Origin of the sequence: Stutzerimonas azotifigens, assembly GCF_013522725.1 — a bacterium.
Classification (GTDB): Bacteria; Pseudomonadota; Gammaproteobacteria; order Pseudomonadales; family Pseudomonadaceae; genus Stutzerimonas; species Stutzerimonas azotifigens_A.
On the sequence record NZ_JAAMRF010000003.1, the window covers coordinates 1 to 14,272 of the forward strand.

A 14,272-nucleotide genomic window follows, 5' to 3' on the forward strand; every position below is an offset into this window, starting at 1 on the left:
ACCACCTGATCCCATCCCGAACTCAGTAGTGAAACGACGCATCGCCGATGGTAGTGTGGGGTTTCCCCATGTGAGAGTAGGTCATCGTCAAGCTTCTATCCCAAACCCCCAATCCGAGCAATCGGGTTGGGGGTTTGTCTTTGTGCGCGATAATCTCTGGCTGGCTGGCTGGCTGGCTGGCTGGCTGGCTGGCTGGCTGGCTGGCTGGCATCGGCTGCGGAGCGGTCTGGGCGTTGTCTCGCTCCGGTGTTCGCAGTGATCGCTCGATCTCGTCTGGACCAATTCGGTATCAGGATGCGGCCGGTCCACCTGTAGGGGCTGTGAGCGAGCTTGTGATGCACGGCCGTCTGGTTCGTGCGAGCGAGAGGCCGTGACTTTGCCCTTGGGGTCGCGCGGCCCATCCATACTAGACGCCAAGCACCGCTCGCAGTATCCGGTACTTCCTGCCGCCGGTAGCGGTCGCTCTGAAGAGCGGTCGGGCGAAGCGGCTGCGAAAAAACGCAGTCCCGTTGAGCTCATCGGGCTGCTTTTGCGGCGGAAATGGCCCCGTCGCGAACGGCATTGCTGCCGTTCGTTCATGCTTCGGTAGAGCTGCGGCAGGTGCGCACATCGTTTCCGTCGGCAACCCTCTGCTGAACCCAATCGCAAGCGCCTAGGCCGCCCCGTTCCGTTCGTCTGCTCGCCACCGCCGACGGGCTCCTGCACGCTAAGCTTGCCGCCGAAACACTTGCTAGGAAGCCAGGCCGGTAATCATGGGCGCAGTATGGCAATCCGATAGATCTGGAGCTGCGCGACCCTCGCCTGCTTCGTCTGCGACGCCTCCAAACAAATCACCTAAACGTGGACGCCCAATGGCGCGCCGGCTGGCATTGTTGTCGGCCGTCTCCTTGCTGGCGGGCGGCGGCTATGTGGCCTGGCAGGAGATCGACAGCTCTCGCTGGCAGGCTCACTGGATCAGTCGCTACGCGGCCAATCTGGACTATAGCGTCGAGCCCGGCCCCAGCCCATCGGTGCAGTTTCCCGATAGCGGCCCGTTCGATCGCCGCCTGGGTTATGCCGACATGCCGGCGTTTCTCGAGCGCCTGGTTCAGCGCAATTTCCGCATCGAGGCGCAGGCGCGCTTCTCGCCGGCGCTGGAAGACTATGCCAACCGCGGTTTCTTCGTGCCTTATCCGGAGAAATCCCAGGCGGGCCTCACCATCGACGATTGTCGCGGCGAGCCGCTCTATGCCAACAGCTACCCGCACGAGTACTACGACAGCTTCGAGAGCATCCCGCCGCTGATTGCCCGGAGCTTGCTCTTCATAGAGGACCGCAGCCTGCTGGCCGCCGACCGCCCGATGGCGAACCCGGCGGTCGACTGGCCGCGCTTCGCCAAGGCGGCGATCAGCCAAGCGCAGAAGCAGCTCGGCCTTTCCGGCCAGTCCGCCGGTGGCAGTACTCTGGCGACCCAGGTCGAGAAGTACCGCCATTCGCCCGAAGGACGCACAGGCAGCGGTGAGGAAAAGCTGCGCCAGATGGTCTCGGCCAGCGTTCGCGCCTACCGTGACGGTCCGCAGACCCTCGTCACCCGGCAGCGTATCGTGCGCGACTACCTCAACAGCGTGCCCCTGTCGGCAGCACCGGGACATGGCGAGGTGCATGGCATCGCCGATGGCTTGCGGCTGTGGTACGGCGCCGACTTTGCCGAGGTCAACCGCCTGCTCGACCCGCGACGCAATGCCGGTACCGATCTCGAAGCCCAGGGCCTGGCGCTGCGCCAGGTGCTTTCGCTGCTGATTGCGCAGCGCCGGCCATCCTATTACCTGGGCAAGGGACGCCAGGACATGGTCGATCTCACCGACAGCCACATTCGCCTGCTGGCCCGTGGTGGCATCATCGACACGGCGCTGCGCGATGCGGCATTGGCCCAGCATGCCGCATTCCGCGACTTGCGCCGCGAGCCTGCGCTGCGCCCGGTCGAGGCCACCAAAGGCATCAGCGTGGCGCGGATGCGGGTGGCCGGGCTGCTTGGCCTGCCGCTGTACGACCTCGACCGCATCGATCTGGCTGCCACCACCACCCTCCAAGGCGACCTGCAGGAGCAGATCAGCGACTACCTCGGCCACCTGGCCGACCCGGCGTTCGCCAAGGAAATGGGGCTGCTCGGCGAACGCATGCTGTCGCCGGAAAAGACTGGCGACGTGCGCTACAGCTTCACGCTCTTCGAGCGAGCCGGCGAAGGGTTCCGGGTTCGGGTGCAGACCGACAGCACCAACCAGCCGTTCGACATCAACGAAGGCAGCAAACTGGAGCTGGGATCGACTGCCAAGCTGCGCGTACTGACGACCTACCTTGAAATCATCGCCGAACTGCATGGACGCTATGCCGGCATGACGGCGGGCGAGCTGCGCCACGTCGAAGTGGAAGATCCGCTCAGCCGCTGGGCGATCGGCTACCTGAGTGCGACGAGCGACCGCAACCTGCCAGCGATGCTCGACGCAGCGCTCGAACGACGCTATTCGGCAAGCCCCGCCGAGCGCTTCTTCACCGGCGCCGGTGTGCACCGCTTCGGCAACTTCCGCCGCGAGGATGATGGTCGCCTGCCGACCCTGCGCGAGTCGCTGCAGGAGTCGATCAACCTGCCGTTCGTGCGCCTGATGCGCGACCTGGTCGCCTACAGCACCTACGCGATGATCAACCGTGCCGAGTTGCTTAAGGATGACAACAACCCCGCGCGCCTCGAATACCTGACGCGCTTTGCCGACCGCGAAGGCTCGGTGTTTCTCCAGCGCTTCTGGCAGAAGTATCGCGGCAAGAGCGGCGATGAGCGCATCGAGGCCTTTCTCAACGGCATGCGCGCCACGCCGGTGCGGCTGGCGGCGGTCCATCGCTACCTCATGCCGGACGCCGACCGCTCGGCCTTCGAACGCTTCCTGCGCGCTCGGCTGCCGGATGCCGAACTGACCGACAAGCAGCTCGACGGCCTCTACAGCCGCTACGCACCCGGCGCCTACAGCTTGCCGGACCAAGGCTACATCGCCCGTGTGCACCCACTGGACCTGTGGCTGCTGGGCTATCTGATCAACCATCCGGACGCCACGCTCGGCGAGATCGTCGGCGCCAGTCGCGAACAGCGCCAGGAGGTCTACGGCTGGCTGTTCCGCAGCCGCCACAAGAGCGCGCGCGACAGCCGCATTCGGATCATGCTCGAGGTGGAAGCCTTCACCGACATCCACCGGCGCTGGCAGCGCGTCGGCTACCCGTTCGACCATCTGGTGCCGTCGCTGGCCACTGCGCTCGGCAGCTCCGGCGATCGCCCGGCGGCGCTGGCCGAGCTGATGGGGATCATCCTCAACGATGGGGTGCGGCTGCCAAGCGTGCGCATCGACAGCCTGCAGTTCGCCGTGAACACCCCCTACGAAACACGCCTGGGGATTGCATCCGGCGCCGGCGAGCGGGTGATGCCGAGCGAGGTCGCCGTGGCGCTGCGCGAAGCGCTGGCCAGCGTCGTGGAGGGCGGTACCGCACGGCGGCTCAACGGTACGTTCGTGCTCGACGATGGCAGCGCTCTGAAGGTCGGTGGCAAGACCGGTACCGGTGACAACCGTATCCAGAGCGTGGGTGCGGGCGGGCGACTGATCAGCTCGCTGGCAATGAACCGCACGGCGACCTTCGTCTTCTACCTCGGGCCCAACCATTTCGGCACCCTGACCGCCTATGTGCCGGGCCGGGCGGCGGACAGCTTCCGCTTCACCTCGGCGCTGCCGGTGCAGGCCCTCAAGGGCATGGCGCCGATTCTCAAGCCCTACCTGCAAAGCGGCGCGACAACCCTGTGCCAGCCAGCTGCGGTAACCACGGCCCAGCTCGTACCCTAGCGGTCGAGCTGGCTTCTCTGTCGATCGGCACGGCCAACGACTAGGCGCTCCCGGTTATTTCGCTCGGTCAGGGGATGCTCGATCAGGCCGATGCGGCGATTCTGCTGGGCTTGTCCCGCCGCGGCCGCTTCGAGATTGGGGAGCAGAATTCCTGGGCGGCGACTACAGCGGCTTCACCCACCGGCTGAGGAGGCCAGCGACCAGCAAGGTCGTCGCGGTTGATGCGCAAGGGCGACAGGCAGGCATAATCGCAAGCTTCGCCACCTGAGCGCGCGCCATGCAGATCGATGAAGAACTGACGCTGAAGAAATTGCAGGTGTTCCTGGCTTTCATGCGCAGCGGCAACCTCGGCAAGGCCGCTGCCGATCTCAACACCAGCAACGTCAGCGTGCACCGGGCCATCCATTCGCTGGAGGCGGCGCTGCGCTGCCCTTTGTTCAAGCACGAAGGGCGAAATCTGATCCCGCTGGAAAGCGCCTACGTGCTCGAGGAGCGGGCGCAGAAACTGGTGCAGGACGTGGTCGAGACGGTGCGCCAGACGCGCGAAGCCGCCGGTTTCTCGGCCGAGCGCTTCAAGCTCGGCGCGCTCTATTCGCTTACCGTCAAGACCGTTCCGCAGCTGATCATGGGGCTCAAGCTGCGCCGCAGCGAACTCAACATCGATCTGATTCTGGGCTCGAACGTCGACCTGTTCTACAAGCTCAAGAGCATGGAGCTGGACGCGATCCTGGTGTCGCTCAACGACAGCGTCAGCGATGCCGATTGCGCCCAGGTGCCGTTGTTCTCCGACGACATCTTTCTCGCTGCGCCGGCCGACTCACCGGTCGCCCGGCAGGCGGAAATCGATCTGAGCGAACTGCGCGACGCCACCTTCCTCACCCTGACCCAGGGGTTCGCGACCCACCAGGACGGCAACCGGGTGTTCCGCCAGGCCGGCTTCGAGCCGCAGGTGGCCATGCAGGTCAACGACATCTTCACCCTGTTGAGCATGGTCAATTCCGGGGTCGGCTATGCATTGCTGCCGGGGCGGGTGGGGATGGTCTACGAGTCCGGCGTCCGGCTGATCCCGCTGCGTGCCGATTATCGCCTGCAGCAGCACATCGGTGTGGTCTTCCTCAAGGCCAAGGAGCGCGACCCGAATCTGCTCGCGCTCCTCGCCGAATGCCGCATGTACAGCCTGAAACATCCGGGCTGAAGCGGCGTAAGGTGGAAAACGGCGAAGCCTTTCCACCGCCACGGCTGTGCCCAGACGTCACCGTACCGATCCACCTTCAGCCCAGTATCCCGCGCATGATGAAGAACAGCAGCGACGGCCCGAGCAGGCAGCCCAGCGCGGTATAAAACGCCGCGGTGAGGCAGCCGTAGGGCACCAGCTTCGGATCGGTGGCGGCCAGTCCGCCGGCAACGCCGCTGGAGGTGCCGATCAAGCCGCCGAAGATCACCGCCGAGCGGGGATTGTTCAGGCCGATGTAGGGCGCCACGAAGGGCGTCGCGACCATCACCAGGATCGCCTTGACCAGCCCGGCGGCGATCGACAGGGCCATGACGTCGGAACTCGCACCGAGCGCTGCGCCGGTGATCGGCCCGACGATATAGGTCACCGCACCGGCGCCGATGGTGGTCAGGCTGACCGAATCGGTATAGCCGAAGGCCATGGCCACCGCGACGCCGGCAATGAAGGACGTGAAGACGCCGATGAATAGCGCCAGTATGCCGACGTAGCCCGCCCGCTTGAGCTCCTCGACGCTGACCCCGAAAGCGGTGGCGACGATGGCGAAATCGCGCAGCATCGCCCCGCCCAGTAGACCGATGCCGGAGAACATCGCGATGTCCACCAGGCCCTTCTGCCCGCCGGTGAGCGCGCCGCCGATATAGGAAAGCACCAGGCCGAGCAGAATGGCGATGGCCGAGCCATGCAGGCGGCCCCGTGTGAACCGCCTGGACAGCCAGTAGGAGAACCACATGGCGGCGCCGATCACGGCGAACCCGCTGATCAGGCCGTAACCGGAAATGACCTTCATGAGTGAGTCGTACATGATCAAACCCTCGGGCCGGTGGTCAGGGGCTTTTCGTCGACGCCGGCTTCAGGCTTTTTTTGCCCGATCCGGCTGAGCACCGGGACCAGAGCGAAGGACGCGGCGACCGCGGCGACGCCCGCAAGAATCGCCATCGGCCCGCCGGCAAGGGCGCCGTAGACGTTCTGCTGCGCGGCCATGGCGACCACGATGGGGATGTAAACCGCACTCCAGAACTGGATGCCCTGCTCGGACGTGCCGTCGAACAGGCCGCGCTTTTTCAGGTAGCTGCCGAGTAGGATGAGGATGACCATGGCGATGCCGACGCCGCCAACGTTGGCCGGCACGCCGATGAGCTTGCCGAGCATCTCGCCGGCGAAGATGCCTGCTAGGGTACACAGGGCCAGAAAGGCCACACCGAAGATAATCATTGTTGTTGTCCTCTTGTGCGCGGCCTGGCGGCGGTTCGCTGGAGCAACCCGCTTTACCGGCGACGCGTGGTGTCGAAGTGATTGTTGTTATTCATCGATCAATCGGCGGCCTGGCGCACCTTGCTGGCGCGTCCGCCGCGTCCCGAGAACGCTGCGATCTATGGCGTCTGGCTAACCTCCTGGCGCAACAAGGCGTCCATCGTGTCCAGCCGGGCGCCATCGAAGGCGACCAGCGTACCCTGTTCGAAAACGCGTCGTGCCAGGCCGGTGAGGACCGTGCCGGGCGGCAGTTCGATATGCAGACGCACGCCGCGTTCGTAAGCGGTGCGCAGGGTGCCGTGCCAGTCGACGACGCGGCACATGTTGAAGGCGAGGTCGTCGCGCAAGCGCTCGGGATCGGCGATCGGCCGGGCCGTTGTGCTGCTCAGATAGCGCAGGCGCGGCGCGCGGAGCTCGATGTCGGCGAAGGCTTCGGCGAGTGCAGTGGCCGGCGCTTCGAGCAGCGCACTGTGGGACGGCACGCTGACCGCCAGCCTTTTCGCCGCCGACGCGCCCAAGGTTCTGGCGCGCTGCGCGACCTGCGCCATGGCGTCGTCCGCCCCGGCGATGACGATCTGGTTGTCGGCGTTGATGTTGGCCAGATGGACCGGCGATCGCTCGTCATGCACGTCGGCCAGCAGGCGCTCCACGCTGCCGAGATCAAGGCCGATGAGGGCGGTCATGCCGTAGCCCCGGGGGTAGGCGTTCTGCATCAGTTCGCCCCGCAGCGCGACCAGCCGAACCGCGTCTCGATAGTCCAGCGAGTCGGCAATCACGGCCGCTGCGTAGGCGCCGATGGACAGCCCCGCCACGTAGCCCGGCGTCTGCCCGCCGCTCATCAGCAGACGGGCACCGGCCACGCCGGCGATCAGCAGGCAGAGCTGCACGGCGCGGGTCGACGTCAGGGCGTCTTCGCTATCCAGCGCCAGGGCGTCTTCGCCAAGCGCTTCACCGGCCTGTTCGAGGCATGCCAGGACCTGCGCTTTCTGCGGAAGGCGATGGAGCATACCGGGCTTCTGAGCGCCCTGGCCGGGAAAGGCGAACAGGCTGCTCATGCGGCCCGCTCCGCCTGGTCCCAGGGATCGTCGATCAGCCGAGCGCCCGTGGCGCACTTGAGCAGGACATGGGCCGAATCGCCGGCCCACTCGCGCAGGGCGATGGCGCCGGAGGGCGTCTCCAGCTGCAGGTCGACCCGGCACGGAGCCCTGTCCAGCAGCTGTTGAAGCTCGCGCGCCTCGTCGCGTGAAAATACCGTTGGTGTGCGCAGCAGCAGGTCGAGGTCGCTTTCGGCGCTGACGACCGCGATGCCACTGCCGAGCTGATACCCCACCGAGCCGGTGACGCCCCAGGCCAGGCCCAGGCTGTCGAGCAATGGATGCAACCGGTGCAGTGCGAGCAGAGCGGGGAGGCGGCTGTCCGGAAGGCGGGCGATCAGTTGCTCGGGGCTGACGCGTGAAACCACCGATTCGCGTCGCATCCGCGCGGCGAAGCGTTGCTCACGCGTCGCGCCCCGCAGGCCAATGGCGATCTGGTCGTCGGCTACCACCGCGCGGCGCACCACGACCGGTTGGCCGGCGGCGAGCACCTGCCGTGCCCAGGCTGGCGCATCAGCGGGCAGCTGTACCGGCGTCATGCCCCAGAGCAGGTCGTGGGGGCGTGGAATGTCGTGCATCTACAGCCTCCGTTTTTGATTGTTATTGTCGAGCTGGTCGTCAAACGTCAGGGGTTTCTGTGTTCGGCCTTTGCGGTGCGTCCTTCGCGTCAAGACCGCTCCTCGAATCGCTCCCATACTCGACCGAAGGGATGCGGGCGAAGCAGACTTACCACTGCGCCCGCAGCATCTCCCGGACCTTCGATGAAGCAGCCCGATTCGGCGCGCCAAGGCGGCCCTGCAGGTCGGTGCTGGCGCCAATATCCTCAGCCGCCTGCTGCAGGCAGTCGCGCACCCGCGCCAGATCGTCAGCCGAGGGCTGCTCGATGTTCTGCACCGAGAGGGTTTCCCAGAGCAGCCCGAGGGTCGCGTAGTTGTCGATGTCGTAAGCCATCGGAGGCACCGACTCGGCCAGCGCTTCCAGTTCCTCGACGCTGCGCAGGGTGATGCGTGCCGCCGCGGCCTTGCCCATGGCGTGCACCATCACTCCTGGGTCGCGCAGGGCGATGATCCGCTGGGCTTGATAACCGTGGGCGAGGAAGGCGCCGGACATGGCCTTGCCCACCAGCAAGGCGATTACCGGATGCCCAGCCAGACGGGCGCGGGCATAGCCATCCACCGCGCCGGCCAGTGCCTGATGAATCCCCAAAGCTTCTTCGCGGCGGCCGTAGGCCTGGCTTGGCACGTCGACCACGGCGACCACGACGCGCTTGTCCGCCTTGTCGCGGTCCGCTTCGATCACCTCATCCAGCGCCTGGCCCAGGGCCCAGCCTTCGAGCAGTCCGACCTCGCCATTGCGGGCGCGCGGGAACGGATTCCCGGCATCCGGCACCACGGCAATGTAGCGTGCGGCGCGCTTGCCGAGCGAGCCATCGACGACCTTCACCGAGGCCGGATAGCCCGTCAGGGCCTGGCCACCGGCCAGGGCTTGCAACCAATTCAGTCCACGGCTCATTGGGCATCTCCTTGATAGAGGGCGCGCACGGCGGCGGCATCGAGCTGTGTGCGGATGTCGACGTCGGCCAGGCGCTGGAGGAACCAGGCATGGCGGCGACTGCGCGGTTGCGGCGGTTTGCCTTGGGCGAACAGACGGTGCAGCTCGGCGCGGATGGCGTCGGCGTCGTCGGCGACATAGGCGTCCACCAGCCCCGAGGCGTAACGCTGCTCGCCGCCGGTCAGGCTCCAGATGAACGGGCGGTCGCGCGAGTCGTACTCATCGAGGCCGGCTTCCTGCTCGATCACCTGTGGACCGTTGAGGCCGATGCGTGCTTCGCGGGTGGCGATCAGGTAGCTGCACAGCCCGGCGGCGATGGACATGCCGCCGAAGCAGCCGACGGCACCGGCGACCACGCCGGTCACCGGCCGGTATTCGCGCAGCTCGACGATGGCCGCCTGGATCTCGGCGATTGCGGCCAGCCCCAGGTTGGCTTCCTGTAGGCGCACGCCGCCGGTTTCCAGCAGCAGTACCGCCCGGGTCGGGATGCCATTGCGGTTGTCTTCGACGGCCAGCTCCAGGGCGCCTGCGATCTTCGCGCCGCCGACTTCACCCATGCTGCCGCCCTGGAAGGCGCCTTCGATGGCGGCGATCACTGCCGGCTGGCCGTCGAGGGTGCCCTTGGCCACCACCACGCCGTCATCGGCCTGGGTGACGATGCCCTGCTTCGGCAGCCAGGGAGAAGTGACGCGGGCGAAGGGGTCGAGCAGCTCGCGGAAGCTGCCTTCGTCCAGGAGCGCGCGGGCACGCTGGCGGGCGCCGAGCTCGACGAAGCTGCGTGACTGGAGCAAACGTGCGACGTCAGTCATGGCCAACCTCCTCCAGTCCTTGTTCCAGGCGCAGGCGCACCACGCCGGGAGTCGCGCCGAAATCGTGGATGTCGATGTTCAGCGCTGGCGGCGTCTGCTCGCGGAACATCCGCTCGAACAGTTGCTGCCAGCGTTGCTCGGCGCCGTTGACCGAGGTGACCACCTGGATCGCCAGCGTGCCGGCCTGGCCGGGCTCGAGCAGCACTTCCAGATCGCCCGAGCCGACCACGCCGACCAGGGCCTTGCCGCGGGCGGGTTGCCCGGCGGGGAATTCGAAAGACAGGGTTTCCATGTTCAGTTGCTCCCAGTCGGCGCCGGCGCATGAGGCGCCAGGCGATCGAGGAAAAGGGTGGCGGCCAGCAGGTCGGCGGCGCCGCCGGGCGAGGCGTTGAGGGCGAGCATGTCGCGATCCAGCAGGCGCAGCTGTCGGCGGCCGGCAAGGCTGGCTGCACCACCGGCGGCGAGCACGGCGCGGGCACCGGCCTGCATACGAGTCAGCCCCTCCAGACCGGCGCGGTGCAGCACGCAGGTGTCGGTCAAGGTGCTCATGATCGCCAGCAGTGCATCGAGCCGGGCGTTCTGCTCGCCGGCACCCGCGCGACGGCTGGCGTTGAGCTGCGGCAAGCCGTGTTCGATCACGGCGGGAAAGCCGTGCTGCGCCTGTTCCCGCGCGCCGAGCACGCCGTAGCGGCGGCACACCCGCGCGCCATGGCTGTCCGGGTTGTGTGGCGCGGCCGGGTCTTCCAGCCGTGCCAGGGCGGCGGCGGTCAAGGCGATCTCGCCAGCCGCAGCACCCGGTTTCAGCATCGCGGAGGCACTGAGCAGCCCCAGCGCCCAGATGGCACCACGGTGGGTATTCACGCCGTTGGTCACGCGCAGCATTTGTGCTTCGCCTTCGCGGCCGAGCTGGCCGAGGTTTTCGCGCAGCGGCTGGCTGACCCGACCTTCGAGCCGTGCCGCCTCGGCCATGGCGGCGAAGGCCGGCCACAGCGATTGCGCCGAGGCGTGCATCAGGCCCAAGTGCAGGTCGTCATGGGCGCCATTGCCGCGCCGGTCCACCAGGCCCGGCTTGGGCGAAAGGTCGGCCTCGTCGATCAGCGCCTGCACCGCCAGATCGGCCAGACGCTCGGCCGCAGACGGCGCCTGTCGTGCAATGAGTGCGCTCATCACCAGCTCCTGAACTTGGCAGGCGGGTTGTAGAGGCCGCCGGACCACTCGACCAGCTCGGCGATGCTTTTGGCCGCGAGCAGCTCGCGGGTCGCATCGTTGCGGCGTATGCCGAGGTCTTCCGGCAGGACGATCAGCCCTTCGCGGCGCATGCGCTCGGTGTCCTTGGGGTTGTGGCGCAGGCCGATGCTGGTCACCCCGGCCACCGCGGCGATCATCGCCTGGCGTTCGTCCAGCGAGCGCGCCTTGTACAGGTAGGCGATGCCTTCCTCGGTGAGCAGGTGGGTGACGTCGTCGCCGTAGATCATGATCGGCGCCAGCGGCATGCCGCTCTTCTTCGCCACCTCGACCGCATCGAGCTGCTCGACGAAGGTGGGCTTGCCGCCTTCCTGGAAGGTCTCGACCATCTGCACCACGAGCTTCTTGCCGCGCTCGAGCATGGTGACCGGGGCTTCTCCACCGGGCATGGCCATGTCCAGCCAGGCCGGCGTCGGATGGCGACGACCGCGCGGGTCGTGGCCCATGTTCGGCGCGCCGCCGAAACCGGCCAGACGCCCACGTGTCACCGTCGACGAGTGACCATCGCCATCGACTTGCAAAGTGGCGCCAATGAACAGGTCCACCGCGTACTGCCCGGCCAGCTGGCACATCATGCGGTTGGAGCGCATCGAGCCGTCGCGGCCGGTGAAGAACACGTCCGGGCGCTGGGCGATGTAGTTCTCCATGCCCAGTTCGGTGCCGAAGCAGTGCACGCTCTCGACCCAGCCGGTCTCGATGGCCGGGATCAGCGTCGGGTGCGGGTTGAGCGTCCAGTTGCGGCAGATCTTGCCTTTCAGGCCGAGCGACTCGCCGTAGGTCGGCAGGATCAGCTCGATGGCGGCGGTATTGAAGCCGATGCCATGGTTGAGCGACTGCACGTTGTGCTTTTCGTAGATGCCGCGGATCGCCATCATCGCCATCAGCACGTGCACCGGCTTGATGTGGCGCGGGTCGCGGGTGAATAGCGGTTCGATGTAGAACGGCTTGTCGGCGACCACGACGAAGTCGACCCAGCTCGCCGGGATGTCCACGCGTGGCAGGTCGCGCGGGTCATCGACGATCTGGTTGACCTGGACGATGACGATGCCATCGCTGAAGGCCGTGGGCTCGACCAGCGCCGGGGTGTCTTCGGTGCTGGGGCCGGTGTAGATGTTGCCCTCGCGGTCGGCGGTGAAACCGGCCACCAGCGCGACGTTGGGGATCAGGTCCACCAACAGGCGCGAATAGAGTTCGATGTAGGTATGGATGGCACCGACTTCCAGCAGCCCGTCTTCGAGCAGCTGGCTGATGCGCAGGCTCTGCGGGCCGGCGAAGGAGAAGTCGAGCTTGCGTGCGATCTGCCGTTCGAACAGGTCGAGGTGCTCCGCGCGGCTGACGCTGGGCATGATCATGTGCAGGTCGTGCAGGCGGGCGGGGTCGGCCTGGGCCAGGGAGCGGGAAAGGAAATCCGCCTGCTTCTGGTTGTTGCCCTCGAGCACTACCCGATCGCCCGGGGCGATCAGCGCTTCGAGCGCCGCGACGATCTTGTCGCTCGGCAACACCACGCCATCGGCGAGGTTGCGCACCTGGTCGAGACGCCGGGCTTTTTCAGCGCGACGACGCGACCACTGCGGCGGTGGGGATATTGTTGTTGTCATGCTGACTCCACATTTTCCGCGATGTGGAGGGCACGTTAGGCAGTGACCGGGCGGTCATCAATCAAGCTCGCCGCGTGATCGTTACGCCCAGGTTAACGATGGCTCTACAGCGCGCGTGGGGTCGGCGGTGCGGTCGGTTCAGCTCTTGAGCTGGTTGGCGAACTGGCCGACCGCGTTGACCACCCGCTTCGCGCCGTCCTGAATCTCGACGATCACCGCACCCGCTTCGTTGGCCAGCGCCAGGCCCTGTTCGGCCTGCGTCTTGCTGCTGGACATGCTGTTCACGGCGGTCTGAGCGAGGGCCTGGTTCTGCTGCACCACGTCGACGATTTCGGCGGCCGCCTTGCTGGTGCGGCCGGCCAGTTGGCGAACCTCGTCGGCCACCACCGCGAAACCGCGGCCCTGCTCGCCGGCGCGGGCCGCTTCGATGGCGGCGTTGAGCGCCAGCAGATTGGTCTGCTCGGCGATGCCGCTGATGGTTTTCATGATGGAGCTGATCAGTTGCGACTGCTTGTCCAGCGCCTCGATACCGTTAGCCGCCTCCTGCACCTGGTCGGCGATCCGATGCATCACCTCGACGGTCTGCTGAACCACCGCGGCGCCTTTCTGAGCGGTGTGGTCGGTCTGCTGGGACGTGCCGTAGGCGATGGTGGCCGCTTCGGAAACCGCCCGCTCCTGATTGACCTGGTCGGTGACGATGGTGGCGAACTTGACCACCTTGTACAGCTTTCCGTAGCTGTCGCGCACCGGGTTGTACGAGGCCTCCAGCCAGACGATCCGTCCATGGCTGTCGACCCGCTTGAAGCGACCGGAGACGAACTCTCCGGCGTTGAGACGGGCCCAGAAGTCGCGGTAGCCCTGCGAGGCCACTTCCTCGGGGTCGCAGAACAGGCGGTGATGTTTGCCCTTGAGCTGTTCGAGGCTGTAACCCATGGCTCCGAGGAAGCGCTCGTTTGCCGTGATCACTTCGCCCTCGAGCCCCAGTTCGATGACGGCGGTCGAGCGCAGCAGCGCGTTGATCAGCCCTTCGTGCTCCTTGGATTTTTCGATGGTGCGGGTCAGGTCGTTGGCGCACAGGGTAAATTTCAGGGTGCGTCCCTGGCTGTCCTTGATCGGTTCCCAGATCGAGCGCAGCCAGGCTTCCTGCCCGTTGGCGCGGAGCATCCTGCACGCACCGCTGAAGTGTTCGCCGCGTTTGAAGGTGGCCTGCAGCTTCTGATAGTTCGGCTGGGTGCGGAACGAGGCGGAGATCAGGTCCTCGATCGAACGCCCGATCAGATCCTCGCGCCGATACAGCATCTCCTTCAGGAACAGATCGTTGGCGTAGCGGATACGACCATCGACATCCAGCTCCAGCACCATCATTTCGCGATAGAGCGAGTCCCGGGTCTGCTGGAGGCTGGAAAGCTCTTCCTGAAGCTGAGCGTACTGGGCTTTGAGTTTTCTGAAGAACATGGGGTCGGTTACCGAAAGGGCTGGACGGCGGGTAACAGGTAGTCGGCCGATTCATCGATCTCTGAAGGCCTAATGATGGCCAGGGGCCTGCGCATGGCTTCAGGTTGCGCAAGGTTCGAGGGCTCGCTATCCGCCGGATGGGCCGCTCGCTTGCGCGCCAGTCAAAGGTGTTTGGTGG

The 14,272-nt window shown here is 66.3% G+C and carries 12 protein-coding genes and 1 rRNA gene; 3 read left to right on the forward strand and 10 right to left on the reverse strand.

Going from position 1 to position 14,272, the window contains the following annotated elements; genetic code table 11:
• From rrf to G7026_RS05925, 3 genes are all read left to right on the forward strand, one after another.
• Positions 1 to 93 (forward strand): 5S ribosomal RNA (gene rrf, locus G7026_RS05915); the annotation flags it as partial.
• A gap of 659 nt (positions 94 to 752) precedes the next feature.
• On the forward strand, positions 753 to 3,857 hold the full coding sequence (locus G7026_RS05920; RefSeq protein WP_181069841.1) for a transglycosylase domain-containing protein: 3,105 nt from the start codon (positions 753 to 755) through the stop codon (positions 3,855 to 3,857).
• A gap of 277 nt (positions 3,858 to 4,134) precedes the next feature.
• A complete protein-coding gene (locus G7026_RS05925) occupies positions 4,135 to 5,052 on the forward strand; it encodes a LysR family transcriptional regulator (protein ID WP_181069842.1) in 918 nt (305 codons plus the stop codon).
• Positions 5,053 to 5,128: 76 nt separating this feature from the next.
• Here G7026_RS05925 and madM read toward each other — a convergent pair whose 3' ends face one another.
• From madM to G7026_RS05975, 10 genes are all read right to left on the reverse strand, one after another.
• Positions 5,129 to 5,893, reverse strand: a complete 765-nt coding sequence (madM, locus tag G7026_RS05930; protein ID WP_181069843.1) for a malonate transporter subunit MadM — start codon at positions 5,891 to 5,893, stop codon at positions 5,129 to 5,131.
• Positions 5,894 to 5,895: 2 nt separating this feature from the next.
• The gene (madL, locus tag G7026_RS05935; RefSeq protein ID WP_181069844.1) at positions 5,896 to 6,303 is read right to left on the reverse strand and encodes a malonate transporter subunit MadL; all 408 of its coding nucleotides are present in this window, start codon (positions 6,301 to 6,303) and stop codon (positions 5,896 to 5,898) included.
• Positions 6,304 to 6,461: 158 nt separating this feature from the next.
• A complete protein-coding gene (mdcH, locus tag G7026_RS05940) occupies positions 6,462 to 7,397 on the reverse strand; it encodes a malonate decarboxylase subunit epsilon (RefSeq protein WP_181069845.1) in 936 nt (311 codons plus the stop codon).
• A complete protein-coding gene (locus G7026_RS05945; RefSeq protein ID WP_181069846.1) occupies positions 7,394 to 8,014 on the reverse strand; it encodes a malonate decarboxylase holo-ACP synthase in 621 nt (206 codons plus the stop codon). The genes mdcH and G7026_RS05945 overlap by 4 nt, the downstream gene beginning before the upstream one ends.
• Before the next feature lie 148 nt (positions 8,015 to 8,162).
• Entirely contained in the window at positions 8,163 to 8,948 is a 786-nt protein-coding gene (gene mdcE / locus G7026_RS05950) for a biotin-independent malonate decarboxylase subunit gamma (RefSeq protein ID WP_181069847.1), read from the reverse strand.
• Positions 8,945 to 9,796 carry a biotin-independent malonate decarboxylase subunit beta gene (locus G7026_RS05955; RefSeq protein WP_181069848.1) on the reverse strand — a complete coding sequence of 284 codons (852 nt, stop codon included), beginning with the start codon at positions 9,794 to 9,796 and terminating at the stop codon, positions 8,945 to 8,947. The genes mdcE and G7026_RS05955 overlap by 4 nt, the downstream gene beginning before the upstream one ends.
• On the reverse strand, positions 9,789 to 10,088 hold the full coding sequence (locus G7026_RS05960; protein WP_181069849.1) for a malonate decarboxylase subunit delta: 300 nt from the start codon (positions 10,086 to 10,088) through the stop codon (positions 9,789 to 9,791). The genes G7026_RS05955 and G7026_RS05960 overlap by 8 nt, the downstream gene beginning before the upstream one ends.
• Before the next feature lie 2 nt (positions 10,089 to 10,090).
• Positions 10,091 to 10,963 carry a triphosphoribosyl-dephospho-CoA synthase gene (locus tag G7026_RS05965; protein ID WP_181069850.1) on the reverse strand — a complete coding sequence of 291 codons (873 nt, stop codon included), beginning with the start codon at positions 10,961 to 10,963 and terminating at the stop codon, positions 10,091 to 10,093.
• Complete coding sequence (mdcA, locus tag G7026_RS05970) at positions 10,963 to 12,639, reverse strand: malonate decarboxylase subunit alpha (protein ID WP_181069851.1); 1,677 nt, start codon at positions 12,637 to 12,639, stop codon at positions 10,963 to 10,965. Before mdcA ends, G7026_RS05965 begins: the two co-directional genes overlap by 1 nt.
• A 138-nt stretch (positions 12,640 to 12,777) precedes the next feature.
• Positions 12,778 to 14,094, reverse strand: coding sequence for a methyl-accepting chemotaxis protein (locus G7026_RS05975; RefSeq protein ID WP_181069852.1), 1,317 nt, complete (start codon positions 14,092 to 14,094; stop codon positions 12,778 to 12,780).
• Between the last annotated feature and the right edge of the window lie 178 nt (positions 14,095 to 14,272).

Excerpts from the sequence above, each read along its gene's own strand:
- G7026_RS05920 (WP_181069841.1), top strand. The coding sequence starts at position 753 with ATGGGCGCAGTATGGCAATCCGATAGATCTGGAGCTGCGCGACCCTCG.
- G7026_RS05925 (WP_181069842.1), top strand. The coding sequence starts at position 4,135 with ATGCAGATCGATGAAGAACTGACGCTGAAGAAATTGCAGGTGTTCCTG.
- madM (WP_181069843.1), bottom strand. The coding sequence starts at position 5,893 with ATGTACGACTCACTCATGAAGGTCATTTCCGGTTACGGCCTGATCAGC.
- madL (WP_181069844.1), bottom strand. The coding sequence starts at position 6,303 with ATGATTATCTTCGGTGTGGCCTTTCTGGCCCTGTGTACCCTAGCAGGC.
- mdcH (WP_181069845.1), bottom strand. The coding sequence starts at position 7,397 with ATGAGCAGCCTGTTCGCCTTTCCCGGCCAGGGCGCTCAGAAGCCCGGT.
- G7026_RS05945 (WP_181069846.1), bottom strand. The coding sequence starts at position 8,014 with ATGCACGACATTCCACGCCCCCACGACCTGCTCTGGGGCATGACGCCG.
- mdcE (WP_181069847.1), bottom strand. The coding sequence starts at position 8,948 with ATGAGCCGTGGACTGAATTGGTTGCAAGCCCTGGCCGGTGGCCAGGCC.
- G7026_RS05955 (WP_181069848.1), bottom strand. The coding sequence starts at position 9,796 with ATGACTGACGTCGCACGTTTGCTCCAGTCACGCAGCTTCGTCGAGCTC.
- G7026_RS05960 (WP_181069849.1), bottom strand. The coding sequence starts at position 10,088 with ATGGAAACCCTGTCTTTCGAATTCCCCGCCGGGCAACCCGCCCGCGGC.
- G7026_RS05965 (WP_181069850.1), bottom strand. The coding sequence starts at position 10,963 with ATGAGCGCACTCATTGCACGACAGGCGCCGTCTGCGGCCGAGCGTCTG.
- mdcA (WP_181069851.1), bottom strand. The coding sequence starts at position 12,639 with ATGACAACAACAATATCCCCACCGCCGCAGTGGTCGCGTCGTCGCGCT.
- G7026_RS05975 (WP_181069852.1), bottom strand. The coding sequence starts at position 14,094 with ATGTTCTTCAGAAAACTCAAAGCCCAGTACGCTCAGCTTCAGGAAGAG.